Genomic DNA, 16626 nt, shown 5'->3' with positions numbered 1-16626 from the left:
GTTTTCAAAGTTCACTTTACCGCTCGTAAGCGACTTTCTTATATTAACACTTCACTTTAATCAATGTCAACAACTTTATAAAATTTATTTAAATTGTTTTAAACAAGCTTTATTTCGTTTCGTTGACGACGCTTAATAATATAACATGTATTTAAAAGTATCGTCAATACTTTTATAGAATTAATTTATAAAAAATTTATCAAAGCTTTTTATAAAGGAAGTCTACTATAAACTTCAGTCAGTATCGTTTTCTTTTGTATCAACTCAGATCTTACATTCTCTTTAAAATGCTTTGTAGATAATTCCTGTTCTATTTCTTTAATGGAACGTAAAACAAGAGATTCTATTTCCAGTACATGTTCTTTTCTTAAAAGAATACCATACATCTCTCCACCCCTTTTCAAAACAATCAGTAAGCAGATTTTTACTGTTCTCTTACCTTTTTGGATTATGTAATAATTTTGATTTATAGCATACAAGCTTATTTGAGTTCATATCCTTTAACTAAGAACTTGTACAAGAAGGAAGGGGAGTTTATGCTTTTTTATTTTTATATCACCTCTAAAAGGAAATTAAAACAAATATCCTTAATAACTATTATTGCATTTTTTACAGCTTGCTTAGTTTATATACAAGCACCTAAAACATTCTCTACATTTTCGACAAGTAAAGGACCTATGGCGATCTATAAAGGTGATGCATCAAGAAAAAATATCGCTTTAACGTTTGATATTAGTTGGGGAGATGAAAATGCTGTTAAAGTATTAGAAGTATTAAAAAACCAGAGAATAAATAATGCAACTTTTTTCTTATCCGCATCTTGGGCAGAGAGACACCCTGAGATTGTTGAAACAATTGTCAAACAGGGACACGAAATTGGGACACTAGGGTATCGTTATAAAAGCTACACGCAACTTACGACATTAGAAATGCAACGCGATTTAAATAATTCAGATGAAGTATTTAAACGACTAGGCGTTAAAGACGTAAAACTGTTTAGACCGCCAAATGGAGAATTCAATAAAGAAGTCATTAAAGTAGCGTCTCGATATAATCTTTCAGTTGTACATTGGAGTATAAATACTGAGGATTGGAGAAATCCGGGAACAAACCAAATTTTTGAAACTGTTAAGGAAAATACAAATCCAGGAGATATTATCCTTCTTCATGCTAGTGACTCTGCATTACAAACACCAAAGGCAATTCCGTTGATTATTTCGTATTTAAGAGATAAAGGATATAAAAATTTATCAGTCTCACAGATGATATCAAATACGAAAACAAAAACGAAAGTTGTTAATTAAAAGATCTGTTCATTTTTTTATCAAGTCTGCATCCTAAACAATACTATTTATAATAAAAAAGCTAAGAGATTTTTCTCTTAGCTTTTTAAAATTCTGTGTAAAGTTAATAATTGATATGTATTGCAAACAAATAACGGCACCGCCATTAAAATTAACCAAGAAAGGTCATTTTGTCTTAATGCTGGAATCCATTCAACAATTGTTACAACGATCATAAAAAATAATGCAGGAATAAATGCACCTTTGTTTGTTTCCTTACTTTTGATATATGCTACAACGAAACTACATACAAAAAGTATAACTGGGAATAAAATATAACCTACATATGAATCCCCATCTTTAGCAAATTCGATTAATCGAAAATACGCAAGATCAAATAGTGCAAACATAATTAGTCCAATTTGAATGACATTCCAGACTTGAGGAGATTTAAAAAAACCTAATCCGAATCTGTGAACTGTTAGATAAGCGAAAAATCCCATCTGACTTACAGCACTGAAAACTAACCCTAATATAAATAACCACGATGCTTCCAAAAGTAATTTTGTAAATCGTAGATCCTGTAAATAACCTAAATACTCCTTATTACCGTATAGCACACCTGTAATAATCGTACTAATTCCACCAACCAACAAGGTTGTAAAAAATAATCGAACCACTTTTCGACTCGTCATCTTCGCCATTCTATTCCTGCTCCCCCATACATTTAAAGCAAAACCGCTTTCATAATAATTAACATTCTAACTTTATTTACTAAAAATTTACTTTTTAAACAAAATAAATACCCTAATAATCCACTACATGTTTCTTAATTGGTATATGTAAAATCCATAACCAATACTATCACAAAAAACATGCTGAATAAATTAAAAGGGTAAAGATTCTGTCTTTATTTATTTAAAACGATTTTTTCTACTACTTGTTTCGCAATATCTGTATATATTTTTCCAGTTGGATGATTTTGATCGTAAATTGATGGTGCAAAGTCTTCTTCATCCCAATCTGGTTGTTTTAATGGCAATTGTCCTAATAGTGTCGTTTGAAGCTCTTTAGCAAGCCTCTCTCCTCCACCTTTTCCGAATACATATTCTTTTTCGCCAGTTTTTTCACTTTCAAAATAACTCATATTCTCTACAACACCAATTACTTCATGGTTCGTTTTAAGTGCCATGACTCCCGCTCTTGCAGCTACGACTGATGCAGTAGGATGTGGAGTTGTTACGATGATTTCCTTACATGAAGGTAACATACTATGAACATCTAGTGCTACATCCCCAGTTCCCGGTGGTAAATCTAACAGTAAATAATCTAAATCGCCCCATTCAACTTCAGTAAAGAATTGCTGTAGCATTTTACCAAGCATTGGACCTCTCCAAATAATTGGTGAATTGTCTTCAACAAAGAATCCCATTGAAATAACTTTTACCCCAAAACGATCTACCGGTATGATTCGCTCTCCACGAATAACTGGTCTAGTTGTAATCCCCATCATATCAGGCACACTAAAACCATAGATATCAGCATCGATGATACCAACTTTTTTACCTATTCTTGCTAAGGCAACTGCTAAATTTACAGAAACAGTTGATTTACCTACTCCACCTTTACCACTGGCAATTGCGATAAATTCAACTTTTTTATTATCTAATAATGAAAGACTAGCTTCTTCTTGTCCTTCTTCACTTTGAGTGAACTGACTTTTCTCTTCTTCAGTAAACTCCGTGAAACGGATACCAACAGTATCAGCGCCGTTTTGTTTTAACACTTGAACAATTTGTGTCTGAATTTGCATTTGTTCTGCTGTTCCAGTTTTAAATAATGCAACTTTAACACTTACATGATTTTTTTCTTCTTTAATTGAAATTTCTTTTACAGCATTTAATTCTAAAAAAGATTTATTTATGAAAGGTTCATTAATTGTTCCTAAAAGTGACAATACTTGTTCGTTAGTAAGCATAATTACACCTCGTTATCTCAATATACTAAATAGTATAACACATGTGACGTATATAGTCTTACGTAAATCACTCTTAATAAAATGAAAACCACCGATTAATTCGGCGGTTCGTTTTTATCTGTATAATACCTTATTACTCCTCGGTATATTGCTGCAGCAAGCTGGTTCTGATACTCTTCATCTCGAAGTTGCTGGCTTTCTTCATAATTTGATAAGAATCCCACCTCTACGAGTGCACCAGGAACTTTTGAATACTTCATTAAATAAACATGATTAATGATCTTCGCTAAACGATGAGTATTGTTTAGGCTTTCTCTAAGCTCCGCTTGAACATATTTAGCAAAGCGCTCATTTTCAATTAAAGATCCATAGTAAAATGTTTGCGCACCTTTAGAAGAAGTACCAGGTAAAGAGTTTAAATGCACTGATAAATATAAGTCCGCATTAGAATTATTAATGAGCTCTACTCTTCTTCTTAGGTCCATGCTCTTTCTTCTACTGTAGCCCCTTAAGCCTTCTTCAGCTAAATCATAATCACCATCTCTTGTCATGATGACTGAAGCACCTTGCTCTTGTAAATAGTCCCTTAGTTTATTTGTAATTGATAACGCAACAATTTTTTCAATTACATCACCACCAGAAGCCCCACCATCGGGACCACCATGCCCTGCATCTAAAACAATAACTTTCCCATCTAAAGGTAATCCTTTTAATTTCCATGTCTTAGATGTTTTTTGCAAAAAAGGTATACATAAAATTACAAAAACAAATGTCACGATAATAACAATTAGATGCCATCTCTTCATTTTTTCTCCCCCTGATTGTCCTATAAAAAATATATGGGACAACTAGGGAGAATATGACTTACTTTGATAAGCGAAGTCTATGTCTTCTTTCACCTTTTACATATCCGTCTAACCACCAGTTATGTAAAAACGATTTACATTGATTAAATGGTTCAGTTTGGATATCATCTCTTCTTCCAAAAACAGAAGAATAAAATAAATATGCTAACCATTCTGTTTCTTTCGCTGAGCGTTTCTTTACACTTTCTATCGGCTCGCCATAAAAGCCGAACCTACTATATCTAGCTCCAAGTAGATACGTCTCCACAGCTAACTCAAAACAATAATCTTCCCTTGCTTTTCTTTGATGAGTATCGGCATTTATAAAATATGAAAATGAATCCTTTAATTGGGATTTTAGTTGCAATATTTTCAATTCTTTCAATAAACTTTTTTCAAATGTAATTTGTTTAGCTCTTCTCTTTTCTCGAAAATTTGTAATAACATCATTCATGTTGAAACCTCCCCGTAGCAATAGTCTAAGACGAAAGGGGAATGTTCATTCAAAAAGTAGATACTTAATTTCTTCCATGTAAGAAGTAATAATTTTCATAAAAACTTTGATTTTCTCAAAATTTTATCGACAGAAAAAAGCCAATACTCTGAAGTATTGGCTTAGCTTGTAGAGAAGAAGACTTGGACTGATTGAACATGATGGTCTTTCGAGGCGCCAGAGCCGGATATGCCTCTTAAGTTACCCTTTGACGGTAAGTAAGCACCTCAAGCAGGCGAAGCAACGAAGAAAGCGATTGTTTGGCGAGCAGTCTAAGTGACTTCATTATTATATTATTTAAATGATCTCATTCTCTGAAGTAGCAATCCATCACTATTTGCATTTTCTCCATAAATAAAGTGTGGCATATGATATTTCAAGTACGTACCGTATTTACTGTTTGTTTCCAATAATAATTCATCTACAAAATATGCTCCCTTTGTAAATGAATCTAAAAATAAACTTGTAACCCCAGCATAAACACCACATGCTACTTGGAGATACGTAGCATTCGTACCATAATTTTTAAATGCATACTCATTATTCATTACATTGTAAACAAATCGTTCTTTATCTTCATATACAAGCAGTACACCTACTAAATCCTCACCATTTAAAGGTGCAGTTGAAGGATCAAGAAGCTTTTTATCAAAATCCATTATTTGATCGATATTATTTAAATTTTCTCGAATTAAATTTGTTGTGTGCTCATTTACACGATACAGAAATCCACTTTCTAAATTGAATAGTTTTCCAATAATAAATACTTCTTCATGCGGCATCAAACAGCCATAAAATTGTTTTTCACCCAATGTTACTTTAAATTCCACTGAATAAACATTTTCATACAGAAATATAGGAATATCCTGTTTCACAAACATCGGAAAACTCGTTACAGCTTCTTCTAAAAAACAAACTGGTGACCAAGTAGTATAAATTGTATTTTTTTGAGCAACTGAAGGATTCTCATAAAAAGAATCATCATGTTCAACGATATAACATGCCTGAGGTTTTTCTGAAGGGTGTTGGTTCATTAAATCAAGTGCCATCCACTGGACTATTCCTGGGTTCATTCCAGATCCAATTATAGCAGTGGTATTTTTAAATTTTCTCTTGTTTTCCTCAAAAATTCGCAAACGCTCTTTAAGTGGAAAACCATTTTTAATACTTTCATCCTCATCTACTATTTCACTTTCTAACGCAGTGTTCACATATTTAATCCCAAGCTCATTACAACACTTTAGCATTTCAACAGAATCCGCTCTTGAAACATCAATTACAAGCGTTGTATTGGAATCAAGTAAATGTTTGTTAAATGAATCCAAATTATTTAAATTCGTTTCATGAAATGTCACATGCTCCATCAAAGCCGGGATAATGTTTTCAAAATAAGATACATCTTTTTGTTTAAGATCAATTAAATGAAATCTTGCACTTTGTAAGATGGGATAAAGTGGATCATCTTGATCTTGAAATGCTTTATTAAAAATCGATAATACCGCCTTTGCTACGCCTCCTGAACTGCCTAAAAGTGTAATAACTGCATTCTTGTCCATTTCTTTCATATAAAAACAACTCCATGAATTTGTTTAGTTCTTCGCATTACTTTACAATATGAATCCTTAGACAATCGTGTTTGGACAAGTATCATGAAAATATGGATTTTAAAATAACAGATGAGACAAAAACCAATAGAAATAGCCCGTAACAAAGAGGATTGTTAGGGGCCACTATTCATTGATAACCATTTTATTTCTCATCTGGTTTCTTTTCTTTTTCCTTTTCTTTTACTTCTTCAATGCATTTTTTCATCTCTTCTTCTCGTTTCTTTTCTCTTTCTCTTTCTAACTCCCACTCCCTATCTTTTTCCTTTTCATCGATCGGTACCAAAGTTGTACTTCTAATCGGGGTATTTCCTCGCATAATTGGCCCAAATGACATGATTGAACGCCATTCGTTTGGCGTTAATGAGCCACGGTCGACCATAACAGATAAACCTAATTTTGTAGCAATTGAAGCGTACTTCAAGTTGGATGTTTCAAAAATAATTCTATTTCCACTCGTTCTTTCTCTATTCGAAAAAAACTTCCTAGTAAATTCATTGCTCATTTGAATGGCTAAAGGATCAATTACACTTTCATAATACGTATTCCATTCATTTTCATTATAAGATCCCGACACAATTTTTTCGTTTGTATTAAAAAAATTATAAATGCGGCGTATTGCATCTAATGATCGTTGCGATTCTGGTACATAACTATCTGATTTAACCTGCTCTAATTCATAGCTAGGTTCAGATATCCCTACTTTTACGCCCGCTCCTGTAATCTTCATATAATTATTAACAAATTCTGTTGCATTTTTCTCCATTTCAGACTGATCAAGTACTTCTTTAAAGTTTAATAACCATTTTATCAAATGATTTCCATTAGCCTTTTGTACAACTGTGTCATCGATTGTATCAACTACGTCTAGTAGTGGTAATAAAGCATCATAAGGGGGGGTTCCAAATAAATCATGATCATTAAAGTCCTGTCTTAAATGAATAATATCATCATACGGTAATGTAATAGTCCTACCTGTTTTAAAAGTAAACTTTAAAAATATTACTCCTTGTTTATTTTCCAACACTTCAATTTTTGTACAAGGTATTGGAAAAATTTCAGATGGATAACCATATTCATTTCGCTTTATATATGCAAAGGCATTATTGTTTAATTCTAATTGAATCGCTAACTTCTCTTGAAGCATTTGCCCAGTCATAAATTGATTCGGTTCATCAAGCACACTCAGTATCCATGGGTCTGGATTTACTTTACATTCTTTTATATTTTCTCGAATATGTTTAGCTGTAAGTTTTCCAATTGCCCTCGCTTTTGGCCTAATACAAGCTCTGATCACATCACTTTTAAATAATTTGTCTCCTAAAGTAAAAAATCCTTCACCATCATCATTAAGCAATATAAAATGAGATATATTCGATGCGTAATTCTTTTTACCAAGCATCTTTTCAATTAAGCCCAATTGCCACCACTCCCAACTATTAGTAAAAAAGGCTTCGGGATAAGGGTATAGATTAATATATATAAATTAAAATTTTTTAATTTTTATCTATTAAAATTATGACTTGGACAATTAGATTATTCCTTTTGATGCCATAAAAAGACTCTCAACCAAAAATAGTTGAGAGTTTTTTACATCATGTTCCACAAAAAGTACGATATGGTTCGTTCGATTGCTCAGGTAATGTTGCAAAAGTACATTGTTCAGGTGAGTGTGCAAAAGGTTTAGAAAGCGCGCTTAGGAGATGGTTCATCAAACTCAAGTCTCCTTGTTCTGCGGCTTCTAATGCACCCTCCACTTTATGATTCCGAGGGATTAGGGCAGGATTGCTCGTTCTCATTAATTGCGTTGATTCGTCCTGCGTCTCCTTTTGACTGCTTTTTCTTGCCTGCCACTGTTCAAGCCAATTTGCAAATTCTTGAGTCCCATAGAGTGTTGTGTCCTCTGGCTTACCAAAAGTTAAGGAAACAAATGTATTTGTATAGTCTGCTTTATATTTTTGCATCATATTTAAAAGTTCCTCAATAAGGGATTCATCCTGCTCATCTTCGTTAAATAATCCTAGTTTTGCTCTCATTCCCATAAGCCAGTTTGAATGAAAGATCTCCATAAAATTCGAAACTTCATTTTGGGCTAGTTTCACAGCTTCTTCTTGATCCTCATGAAGTAAAGGTAATAAAGTTTCGGCAAACCTCGCAAGATTCCAACCTGCAATAAGTGGTTGATTCCCATAAGCATAGCGTCCTTGTGTATCGATTGAACTGAATACTGTTTCGGGATGATATGTATCCATAAAAGCACATGGTCCGTAATCAATCGTTTCTCCACTAATTGTCATATTATCAGTATTCATTACGCCATGGATAAATCCTACTAACTGCCACTTGGCAATTAATTTCGCCTGACGCTTAATGACTTCTTGAAGTAGTGAAAGATAACGGTTTGGAGTATCTTCAATAGCGGGATAGTGGCGCTCAATCGTATAGTCGGCTAGTGTCTTCAAATCCTCCGCACTGCCCCATTTTGAAGCATATTGAAACGTTCCTACCCGAATGTGACTAGCAGCTACACGTGTTAATATAGCGCCTGGTAACAAAGTTTCGCGCCTAATGACGTCTCCTGTTAAAACCACAGCTAAACTTCGTGTTGAAGGAATTCCAAGTGCATGCATCGCTTCACTAATAATATACTCTCGTAACATCGGCCCGATTGCCGCGCGTCCATCTCCACCTCTAGAATATGGCGTTCGACCAGGACCTTTTAGTTGAATATCAACTCGCTCATCTAAAGAGTTAATTTGCTCTCCTATTAAAATCGCACGACCGTCACCTAACATGTTAAAATACCCAAATTGATGACCTGCATAAGCTTGTGCTAGCGGCATTGCACCTTCAGGTATTTGGTTACCAGAAAGGACTTCAATTCCTTCAACACTTTCTAATGCTTGGATATCTAACCCAAGGTCTTTAGCTAATGAATCATTGAGAATCACTAACTTTGGCGAACTAGTTTTGGTGGGATTGATTTTCGTAAAGAACATTTCCGGAAGTCTAGCGTAGCTATTATCAAATTTCCATCCAATTTGGTGTTCATTCTTATTCGTCATCATATCTCCTCTTTGTTTTATGTCTTTTTCAAATATATTCTTCTTCTAAATATATCATACAGAAAACAAGCTCATTTAATGAATGATCGTTATTCATAGTATTTAGTGTCTTCTACTCAAAAGTTAATTATTCTCTAATCAAAAGGGTTAAAAAAAGTCCCAACCCAATAGGTTGAGAGCGGATTTAATTTCTTTATACTAATATCCTTCAGCTAGCATTTGTTTGGCCTCAAAATACAGTACTTGAATAAACTTCTTAGCATTTACTCTTGTATTTGTTGATGACGCTAGAGTTGTTGCAAGCTTTAATTCTGTCATTCGTTGACGCACTGTTTCAAAGTCAAAAAATTTTGAAGCATAATTCTCAAATTTAGGATTCGCAAAGTCAGTAAGACCAATAGATGCCATATGGTTTAATGATTGATTAATTGCTCGACGAACACGTTGTTCAGAAGCTTTCCTCTCTCTGTCTACATCCTCCTGTATAGCGCTCACACCTAATTTCTTCAAGCTTATATGAGTGTGAATATCCTTAAGTGTAGGGAATCCCGCCTCAAAGGTAAGATTTGCTTCATATTCAAATATATAATTGATCATATCGAGTAGGTCCTTGCTCCCGTTTTCCCCAGCTATGCCGAGCTCAGATAAAAGAACTTGTCCCCAATCTGTAATCTTCTTTTTCTCAGGATGAGGTTTTGGATTATGTGATGAGTTCCATTCAAATACATTGCTGAGTGATTTTTGAATATCTTGGATAGATCGTTCTAACCTGATCCGTTCCATCACCTTTCTTATAACTGATATCACTTCAATTTTATTCAAAGGCTTTGTGATGTAATAATCTATTCCGAGAGAATATGCCTCTCCAATTAGCTCTTTAGATTCTACTTGAGAAATCATAATGATTTTCCCTTTATAAGTTGGCCCTATATTCCGAATCGTTTCGATTCCATCTTGATTTGGCATAAGCAAATCGATAAATAGAATATCTACTTGTCTTATTGCTAATGTATGCTGATCTAGAAATGAACCATCCTCCGCTTCGCCAACAACTTCTCCCAATTCTTCGTCCTCTATAATTTGTGACAACATTGAACGAAAAACTTCATCGTCGTCTGTGATATAAAAAAGCATAAACTCAACCTTTCTCGACTAGTCTTCGAACCGGTAGTCGGATCATGAAAATACATTCGTGCTCTTTTTGACTAAGTGTTACTTCTCCTCCTAATTCCTCCGCCATTTCTTTTATATATGATAGACCTATCCCTGTAGACGGTGTTCCATCTCCTCTATATTTTGAGGTAAATCCAGGTTTAAAAATCAGCTCGGTATATTTTGAAGGAACTCCTGGACCATTGTCACTCACTTTGCATTCAATCCAATCGTCAGTTCTATCAATTGAAATCATAATTATCCCTATATTTTCAATTGCTTCAACTGCGTTAGCAACTAAATTGTTGATAAAGGATAGCATTAGGTAAATATGATAATTCGAATGTGTACCGTTTATTTTAGAAACAAATTCGATTTTCTTTCCTAGTAGTGCAGCATATTTCTGATTACTTCTAATAATAATAAGCGCTAATTCATTTACATTCATATATTCTGGCAAGCTTTCACTTGAAATGAGCTTTGAAAGACCTGCAAAGATTCTCTGATTATCCTTTTTTATTTCATGTACTTCTCCTGCGATTCGCAAGGCTTTTTTTCCCCAATCTTCAATTGGATAACCATGAATAGGGTTAACATGATTCATATTACGATATAAATGATAGGATTCCTTTGTGATCGTCTCTGCATTTTGTAGCGTCTTTTTCAAATAAACAGACTCAACATATAAATTGGAAAGGTGCATGAGCATATTCTCATTCTCTCTCCGGGTTTGTGATTCTTTTAGTCTTAGTTCGTACAGTTTCATCATATTAATAAAAGCTAAAACAAAAAAGCTTCGAAATATGGCAATAATAATAATTTTGTTTAATTCACCTACTGTAAGTTCTGAACCGTTACCAATCAGTTGGAGTATTAACTCTAGGAGACTAGATGCAATTTCGATGGTAATGCCAAAAAATCCAATCAGTAATGGATGTTGGAAACGATTTACCCTCAATAAGTAAAACAGAAAGGCATACATTAGATAGTAAAAAAACGTCGGGTATCTTATGGAGAATGAAGTATCTAGGCTAAAGTCCGCCAAAACCACCCAGTCCAATCCAACACGAAAGATGAAAACGGCCGCTCCTACAAAAAGCCCTAAAACAACCGGTGAAATTTTTCTAAAGTACAATAAAGAAAAGAAGAAGATTGGCGTTCCAAAACTGACACGAAAAATATTATCGAATGGATGAAAATTTAATTCACCCGCAATCGGTACGATAATCATTAGCGCAATAACAATCCAGACGTCCTTGTCTTGAAGTTGATCTGGCTTCAATTCTGATACTCCCCGATTTTTACCAAGAGTACTTCGTTTTGAATTTTTAATCACAATTGCCCTCCATACACTACGTAATTTAATAAGAAAATACAGCTTGTTCATTTAAACAAGCTGTACCAGTACTTTCTATACTATCCAATATAAGCGTTTGTTACAGCTTTAATAGGTCTATATTCAGGTTCCCACATGGCATTTCTAACAGCTTGTTGGATATCATCGTGCAGAGCGCGAGCTACACCATCAGCTATAGCTGCTTTTGCTACTTCTATCGCAACGACTTCAGAAATGGCGCGAAGATTTTCAATTTGCGGAAGCAAAGGTGCACCTAATTTACTAACGTCAATCATTGCTGCCACAGCTTCAGCGGCCGCTGCAAACATTCCGTCAGTGATAATACGTGCACGAGAAACATTCGTTCCAAGACCAAGCCCTGGAAAAATTAAAGCATTATTAGATTGCCCAATCACATAAACTGTTTTGTTATATGTGACATTAGGAAACGGGCTGCCAGTTGCCACTAATGCTCTTCCCTCTGTCCAATGAATTAGATCAACAGGTTTTGCCTCTGCTAGAGGTGTCGGATTAGACATTGGTAAAATGACAGGTCTTTCAACATGTGCTGCCATTTCCTTCACAATCTCTTCAGTGAATGCACCCGCTACCGTTGAGGTACCAATTAAAATAGTAGGATGAATTTGACCAACTACTTCATCTAAGCTTGCTCCGGAATTATTCTCTTCGAACGGACGAGCGTATGGTCGCTGGAAGTCGTATAACTCCATATCCTCTGACAGTAAACCATGTCGGTCAATACACCAAAATCTACGGTTAGCTTCTTCCAATGAAAGCCCTTCGCGTACCATTGCATCTCGAACTTGATCTGCAATTCCTATACCAGCTGTCCCAGCTCCAAAAACAACAACACGATGTTCACTTAATGGAATATCAGAAGCGCGCACTGCCGCTAGTACAGCAGCTAACGAAACAGCTCCTGTACCTTGAATATCGTCATTAAATGTACACACACTACCTCGATACTTCTCTAATATATCTCGCGCATTTTGAGTACCAAAATCCTCCCAATGTAATAATGCATTAGGAAATCTTCTTACTACAGTACTAACAAACTTCTCAATGAATTCTTCATAAATATCAGAACGCACACGTGGATGGCGATTTCCAATGTAAAATGGGTTGCTTAGAAGCTCTTCACGATCTGTACCCACATCTAATATAACAGGAAGTACTCTCGCAGGATCGATTCCAGCCGCAGCTGTATAAACCGCTAATTTTCCAATTGCGATATTAATGCCGCCAACTCCCCAGTCACCAATTCCTAAAATACCTTCTCCATCGGTAATAACAATCAAATCAATATCTTCTGCACTAGCTCCGAAATTATCAATTGCTTGTTCAATGCCATCAAATTCATTGATTGATAAATACATTCCACGAGGTCGGCGATATTCATTGCTAAAACGTTTGATTGCCGTACCAACTGTCGGGGTATAGACAATAGGAAGCATTTCAGGCAAGTGATCTGTCAGAACACGATAAAATAATATCTCATTTCGATCATGTAAAGCAGATAGTGTTACATTTTTATGCAAATCAGTCGGTTGCGAAGAAAATTGCTCGTAAGCGCGTCGTGCCTGTTCATCTAAGGACAATACTGCTGGTGGCAGTAATCCTGTTAGTCCTAATTCCTTTCGTTCCTCTTCAGTAAAAGCAACGCCTTTATTTAACAACGGGATAGCCAGTAGTTCGGCACCGCGTAAGGTAGTTTTTACTTCCCCATTAGAATCTACCTTAAATTTAAACATATAATCCCTTCCTTTTTTCCAATCAATCATTCATTTTTTGCTCATTCTTATATGAACCCATTAAGTGGATTTATTTTATGTTAAGCAAAAAAGGGCATTTCGCCCTCTTTTGCTGATTTTAGTTCATTACTGTCTATCTAATAGAGCTGCACCCGCAATACCAGGGTGAGTCATTTCATACGGATCTAGAATTAAATCAAGTTCTTCTTCTGTTAACACATCATATTTTAAGCATAGTTCACGAATCGGTTGCCCAGTTAAAATTGCTTCTCGTGCAATTCGTGCTGCAACTTCATAGCCAATATGCGGATTAACAGCTGTGATGATCCCTACGCTCTTTTCTACATATTCTTTTACTCTTTCTTCATTCGCTTCAATACCCTTTAAACAGTAATCTGTAAATGCACGGAAAGCATTATTCATAATATTGATTGATTGAAGTAAGTTGAAAACAAGTACTGGTTCCATAACATTTAGTTCTAATTGACCTGCTTCAGACGCTAAACATATTGTATGATCGTTTCCGATTACTTGGAATGCCACTTGATTAATAACTTCAGCCATAACTGGGTTGACTTTCCCAGGCATAATTGAAGAACCAGGTTGACGTGCAGGTAATGTAATCTCACCTAAACCTGCTCGAGGACCTGATGCCATTAATCGTAAATCATTTGCAATTTTAGACATGTTCATCATACATACTTTAAGTGACGCTGATACTTCCGTGTAAGAATCTGTGTTTTGAGTCGCATCCACAAGATGCTCTGCACCTACAAGTGATAAACCACTAATTTCAGCAAGATGTTTTACAACAAGCTCAATATAGCGAGGATCAGCATTCAAGCCTGTTCCTACCGCTGTTGCCCCCATATTTACTTCATATAAGTGTTGGCGTGATTGCTTGATACGTTTGATATCACGACCAATTACTCGAGCGTAAGCCTCAAACTCTTGACCTAAACGAATTGGAACAGCATCCTGCAAGTGAGTACGACCCATTTTGATGACATGGTCAAATTCTTTTGCTTTTGACTCAAAAACCTCATGCATATATTCCATTGTTTTTAATAACTTTTCTAGCATATTTAAAGTTGCAATATGAATTGCAGTCGGAAAAGCATCATTTGTAGACTGTGACATATTTACATGGCTATTGGGACTTATACAGAAATAGTCTCCTCTTTCTTTACCAATCAACTCTAGAGCACGATTGGCAATTACTTCATTTGCATTCATGTTCATTGAAGTACCCGCACCACCTTGAATAGGGTCTACAATGAAATGATCATGCCATTTGCCATCAATGATTTCTTGAGCTGCATTTACTATGGCCATAGCATTTCCTTCATATAGGCGCTTTGTTTCCATATTTGCAAGAGCTGCAGCTTTCTTAACAACAGCCAAAGCTTTAATTAATTCTTCATGAATTTTATATCCTGTAATCGGAAAGTTTTCAACAGCACGTAATGTTTGAATCCCATAATAGGCATCCGCAGGCAATTCTTTTTCCCCTAGAAAATCTTTCTCTAACCGAATATTAGGTTTAGTTTCAGTAAATGTCATCGTACTCTTCTCCAATCTTTACGCAACATTTGATTCCTTAACAGAATTCATGTATTGCTGCGCTTTATCTTTATCAAATTCGCCTTCCCATTTCGCCATCGTGATGGCTGCTAATGAGTTTCCTAATACGTTTACAGCTGAGCGAATCATATCTAAAATACGGTCTATTCCCGCAATTAATGCGATTCCCTCTAATGGTAATCCCATTGAACCTAGTGTTGCCAGTACAACAACGAACGATGCACCTGGAACACCTGCCATACCTTTTGAAGTTAACATAAGTACAAATAATAATGTAACTTGTTCAACAAAGGACATGTGTATATTATACATCTGTGCAACAAAAAGTGAAGCAAGTGCTTGATAAATTGCAGAACCAGTTAAATTAAATGTATATCCAGTCGGAATAACGAACGAAACAATTGCTTTCGGACAACCAAATTGTTCCATCTTTTTCATAATGTTTGGAAGTACTGCTTCAGAACTCGCTGTTGTAAATGAAAGGATCAGTTCTTCCTTTAAAATTTTAATAAGCGTAAAAATATTTGTTCCTGCCATTTTTGCATTAATACCTAAAATGACAATAGCGAAAAACAGAACAGTTAAATACACAGCTAAAACAAGTTTTCCAAGCGGAAGCAATGTACTTACGCCGAACTTTGCAACCGTTACAGCTATTAGCGCAAATACCCCAAATGGAGCAGCCTTCATTACTTGGTTTGTAACCCAAAACATTGCTTCTAATACACCTTCAAAGAAATGTAGTACCGGCTTACCTTTATCCCCGATCGCAGCAACCCCTAAACCAAATAGAACAGAGAAGAAAATAATCGGTAAAAGGTCACCTTGTGACATAGATTCGAACACATTCTTTGGAAAAATATGAACAATCGTCTCAGCGAAGCCTTTGTTTTGAGTAGCAGTAGCTGTTTGTTCGTATGCGGATATATCTCCTTTTTGTAGATGATCCATATCAATTCCTGTACCAGGATGGAACAAGTTAGCAGCCAATAATCCAATTCCTAATGCAATCGTTGTAATCACTTCGAAATAAAGTAGCGTTTTACCACCCAGTTTTCCTAACTTTTTTATATCACCCACACCTGCAACTGCAACAATCAGTGCTGCTATTACAATCGGCATAACAATCATTTTTATTAAGTGAATGAATATATCTCCAATTGGTGCAATATATCCTATTGCTGTTTCGTTTCCGTAAAATATAGCCCCAACCACGATTCCTAATATAAGAGCAACAAAAATTTGCGTAGCTAATCCAAATTTCTTCATGTAGATCCCCCTTGTGAACGCTTTCAAATTGAATTAATAAATACTTAACTAAGTCTAAAAGCAAAACTACAAAACAATACAGAAACCTACAGATTGATTCGAAAAATTTTTGTGGAAAACAAAAAGCAAAACCAGATGGTTGAGCTTACATTTCGTATTTCATTTACGTATTTATCGTAAACATACTGACTCTAAATGAAAAAAGCTCTTCTCCACTGAGTGGAAAAGAGCCTTGTAAAAATAAT

The 16626-nt window shown here is 35.2% G+C and carries 14 protein-coding genes; 1 reads left to right on the top strand and 13 read right to left on the bottom strand.

The genetic code is table 11. The annotated features are described in order from the left end of the window. Window positions 1–209: 209 nt before the first annotated feature. Window positions 210–386: a hypothetical protein gene (locus tag V7056_RS07485; protein WP_499700685.1), complete on the bottom strand. Its 177-nt coding sequence runs from the start codon at window positions 384–386 to the stop codon at window positions 210–212. Window positions 387–536: 150 nt separating this feature from the next. Between V7056_RS07485 and pdaB the strand changes: the two genes are divergently transcribed. After that, entirely contained in the window at window positions 537–1304 is a 768-nt protein-coding gene (gene pdaB / locus V7056_RS07480) for a polysaccharide deacetylase family sporulation protein PdaB (RefSeq protein WP_499700683.1), read from the top strand. 77 nt (window positions 1305–1381) lie between these two features. Here pdaB and V7056_RS07475 read toward each other — a convergent pair whose 3' ends face one another. The 12 genes from V7056_RS07475 to V7056_RS07420 all read right to left on the bottom strand — a co-directional run bounded on the left by V7056_RS07475 (window position 1382) and on the right by V7056_RS07420 (window position 16381). Beyond that, entirely contained in the window at window positions 1382–1978 is a 597-nt protein-coding gene (locus tag V7056_RS07475; protein WP_499700695.1) for a KinB-signaling pathway activation protein, read from the bottom strand. 215 nt (window positions 1979–2193) lie between these two features. Next, a complete protein-coding gene (gene salA, locus V7056_RS07470) occupies window positions 2194–3261 on the bottom strand; it encodes an iron-sulfur carrier protein/transcriptional regulator SalA (protein ID WP_499700681.1) in 1068 nt (355 codons plus the stop codon). A gap of 95 nt (window positions 3262–3356) precedes the next feature. Beyond that, window positions 3357–4067, bottom strand: coding sequence for an N-acetylmuramoyl-L-alanine amidase CwlD (cwlD, locus tag V7056_RS07465; protein ID WP_499700679.1), 711 nt, complete (start codon window positions 4065–4067; stop codon window positions 3357–3359). A 58-nt stretch (window positions 4068–4125) separates the two neighbouring features. Beyond that, entirely contained in the window at window positions 4126–4560 is a 435-nt protein-coding gene (locus tag V7056_RS07460) for a DUF2521 family protein (RefSeq protein WP_499700678.1), read from the bottom strand. A 332-nt stretch (window positions 4561–4892) separates the two neighbouring features. Next, complete coding sequence (locus V7056_RS07455; RefSeq protein ID WP_499700676.1) at window positions 4893–6164, bottom strand: S-adenosylmethionine decarboxylase related protein; 1272 nt, start codon at window positions 6162–6164, stop codon at window positions 4893–4895. A 184-nt stretch (window positions 6165–6348) separates the two neighbouring features. Continuing rightward, window positions 6349–7623 (bottom strand): phage portal protein, encoded by a 1275-nt coding sequence (locus V7056_RS07450; RefSeq protein WP_499700674.1) that lies wholly within the window; start codon window positions 7621–7623, stop codon window positions 6349–6351. A 175-nt stretch (window positions 7624–7798) separates the two neighbouring features. Next, window positions 7799–9268 carry a protein adenylyltransferase SelO gene (locus V7056_RS07445; RefSeq protein ID WP_499700672.1) on the bottom strand — a complete coding sequence of 490 codons (1470 nt, stop codon included), beginning with the start codon at window positions 9266–9268 and terminating at the stop codon, window positions 7799–7801. Between the two features lie 198 nt (window positions 9269–9466). Continuing rightward, window positions 9467–10402, bottom strand: a complete 936-nt coding sequence (locus V7056_RS07440; protein WP_499700670.1) for a response regulator — start codon at window positions 10400–10402, stop codon at window positions 9467–9469. Between the two features lie 4 nt (window positions 10403–10406). Next, entirely contained in the window at window positions 10407–11702 is a 1296-nt protein-coding gene (locus tag V7056_RS07435) for an ATP-binding protein (RefSeq protein WP_499700693.1), read from the bottom strand. A gap of 134 nt (window positions 11703–11836) precedes the next feature. Continuing rightward, on the bottom strand, window positions 11837–13528 hold the full coding sequence (locus tag V7056_RS07430) for an NAD-dependent malic enzyme (protein WP_499700668.1): 1692 nt from the start codon (window positions 13526–13528) through the stop codon (window positions 11837–11839). Window positions 13529–13654: 126 nt separating this feature from the next. Beyond that, window positions 13655–15091: an aspartate ammonia-lyase gene (aspA, locus tag V7056_RS07425; RefSeq protein ID WP_499700666.1), complete on the bottom strand. Its 1437-nt coding sequence runs from the start codon at window positions 15089–15091 to the stop codon at window positions 13655–13657. Window positions 15092–15109: 18 nt separating this feature from the next. After that, window positions 15110–16381 carry a cation:dicarboxylate symporter family transporter gene (locus V7056_RS07420; RefSeq protein ID WP_499700664.1) on the bottom strand — a complete coding sequence of 424 codons (1272 nt, stop codon included), beginning with the start codon at window positions 16379–16381 and terminating at the stop codon, window positions 15110–15112. Window positions 16382–16626 lie beyond the last annotated feature (245 nt).

Source organism: Bacillus sp. JJ664, from assembly GCF_036962205.1.
Taxonomy (GTDB): Bacteria; Bacillota; Bacilli; order Bacillales; family Bacillaceae_G; genus Gottfriedia.
This window is presented reverse-complemented; position numbering and strand designations above follow the sequence as displayed.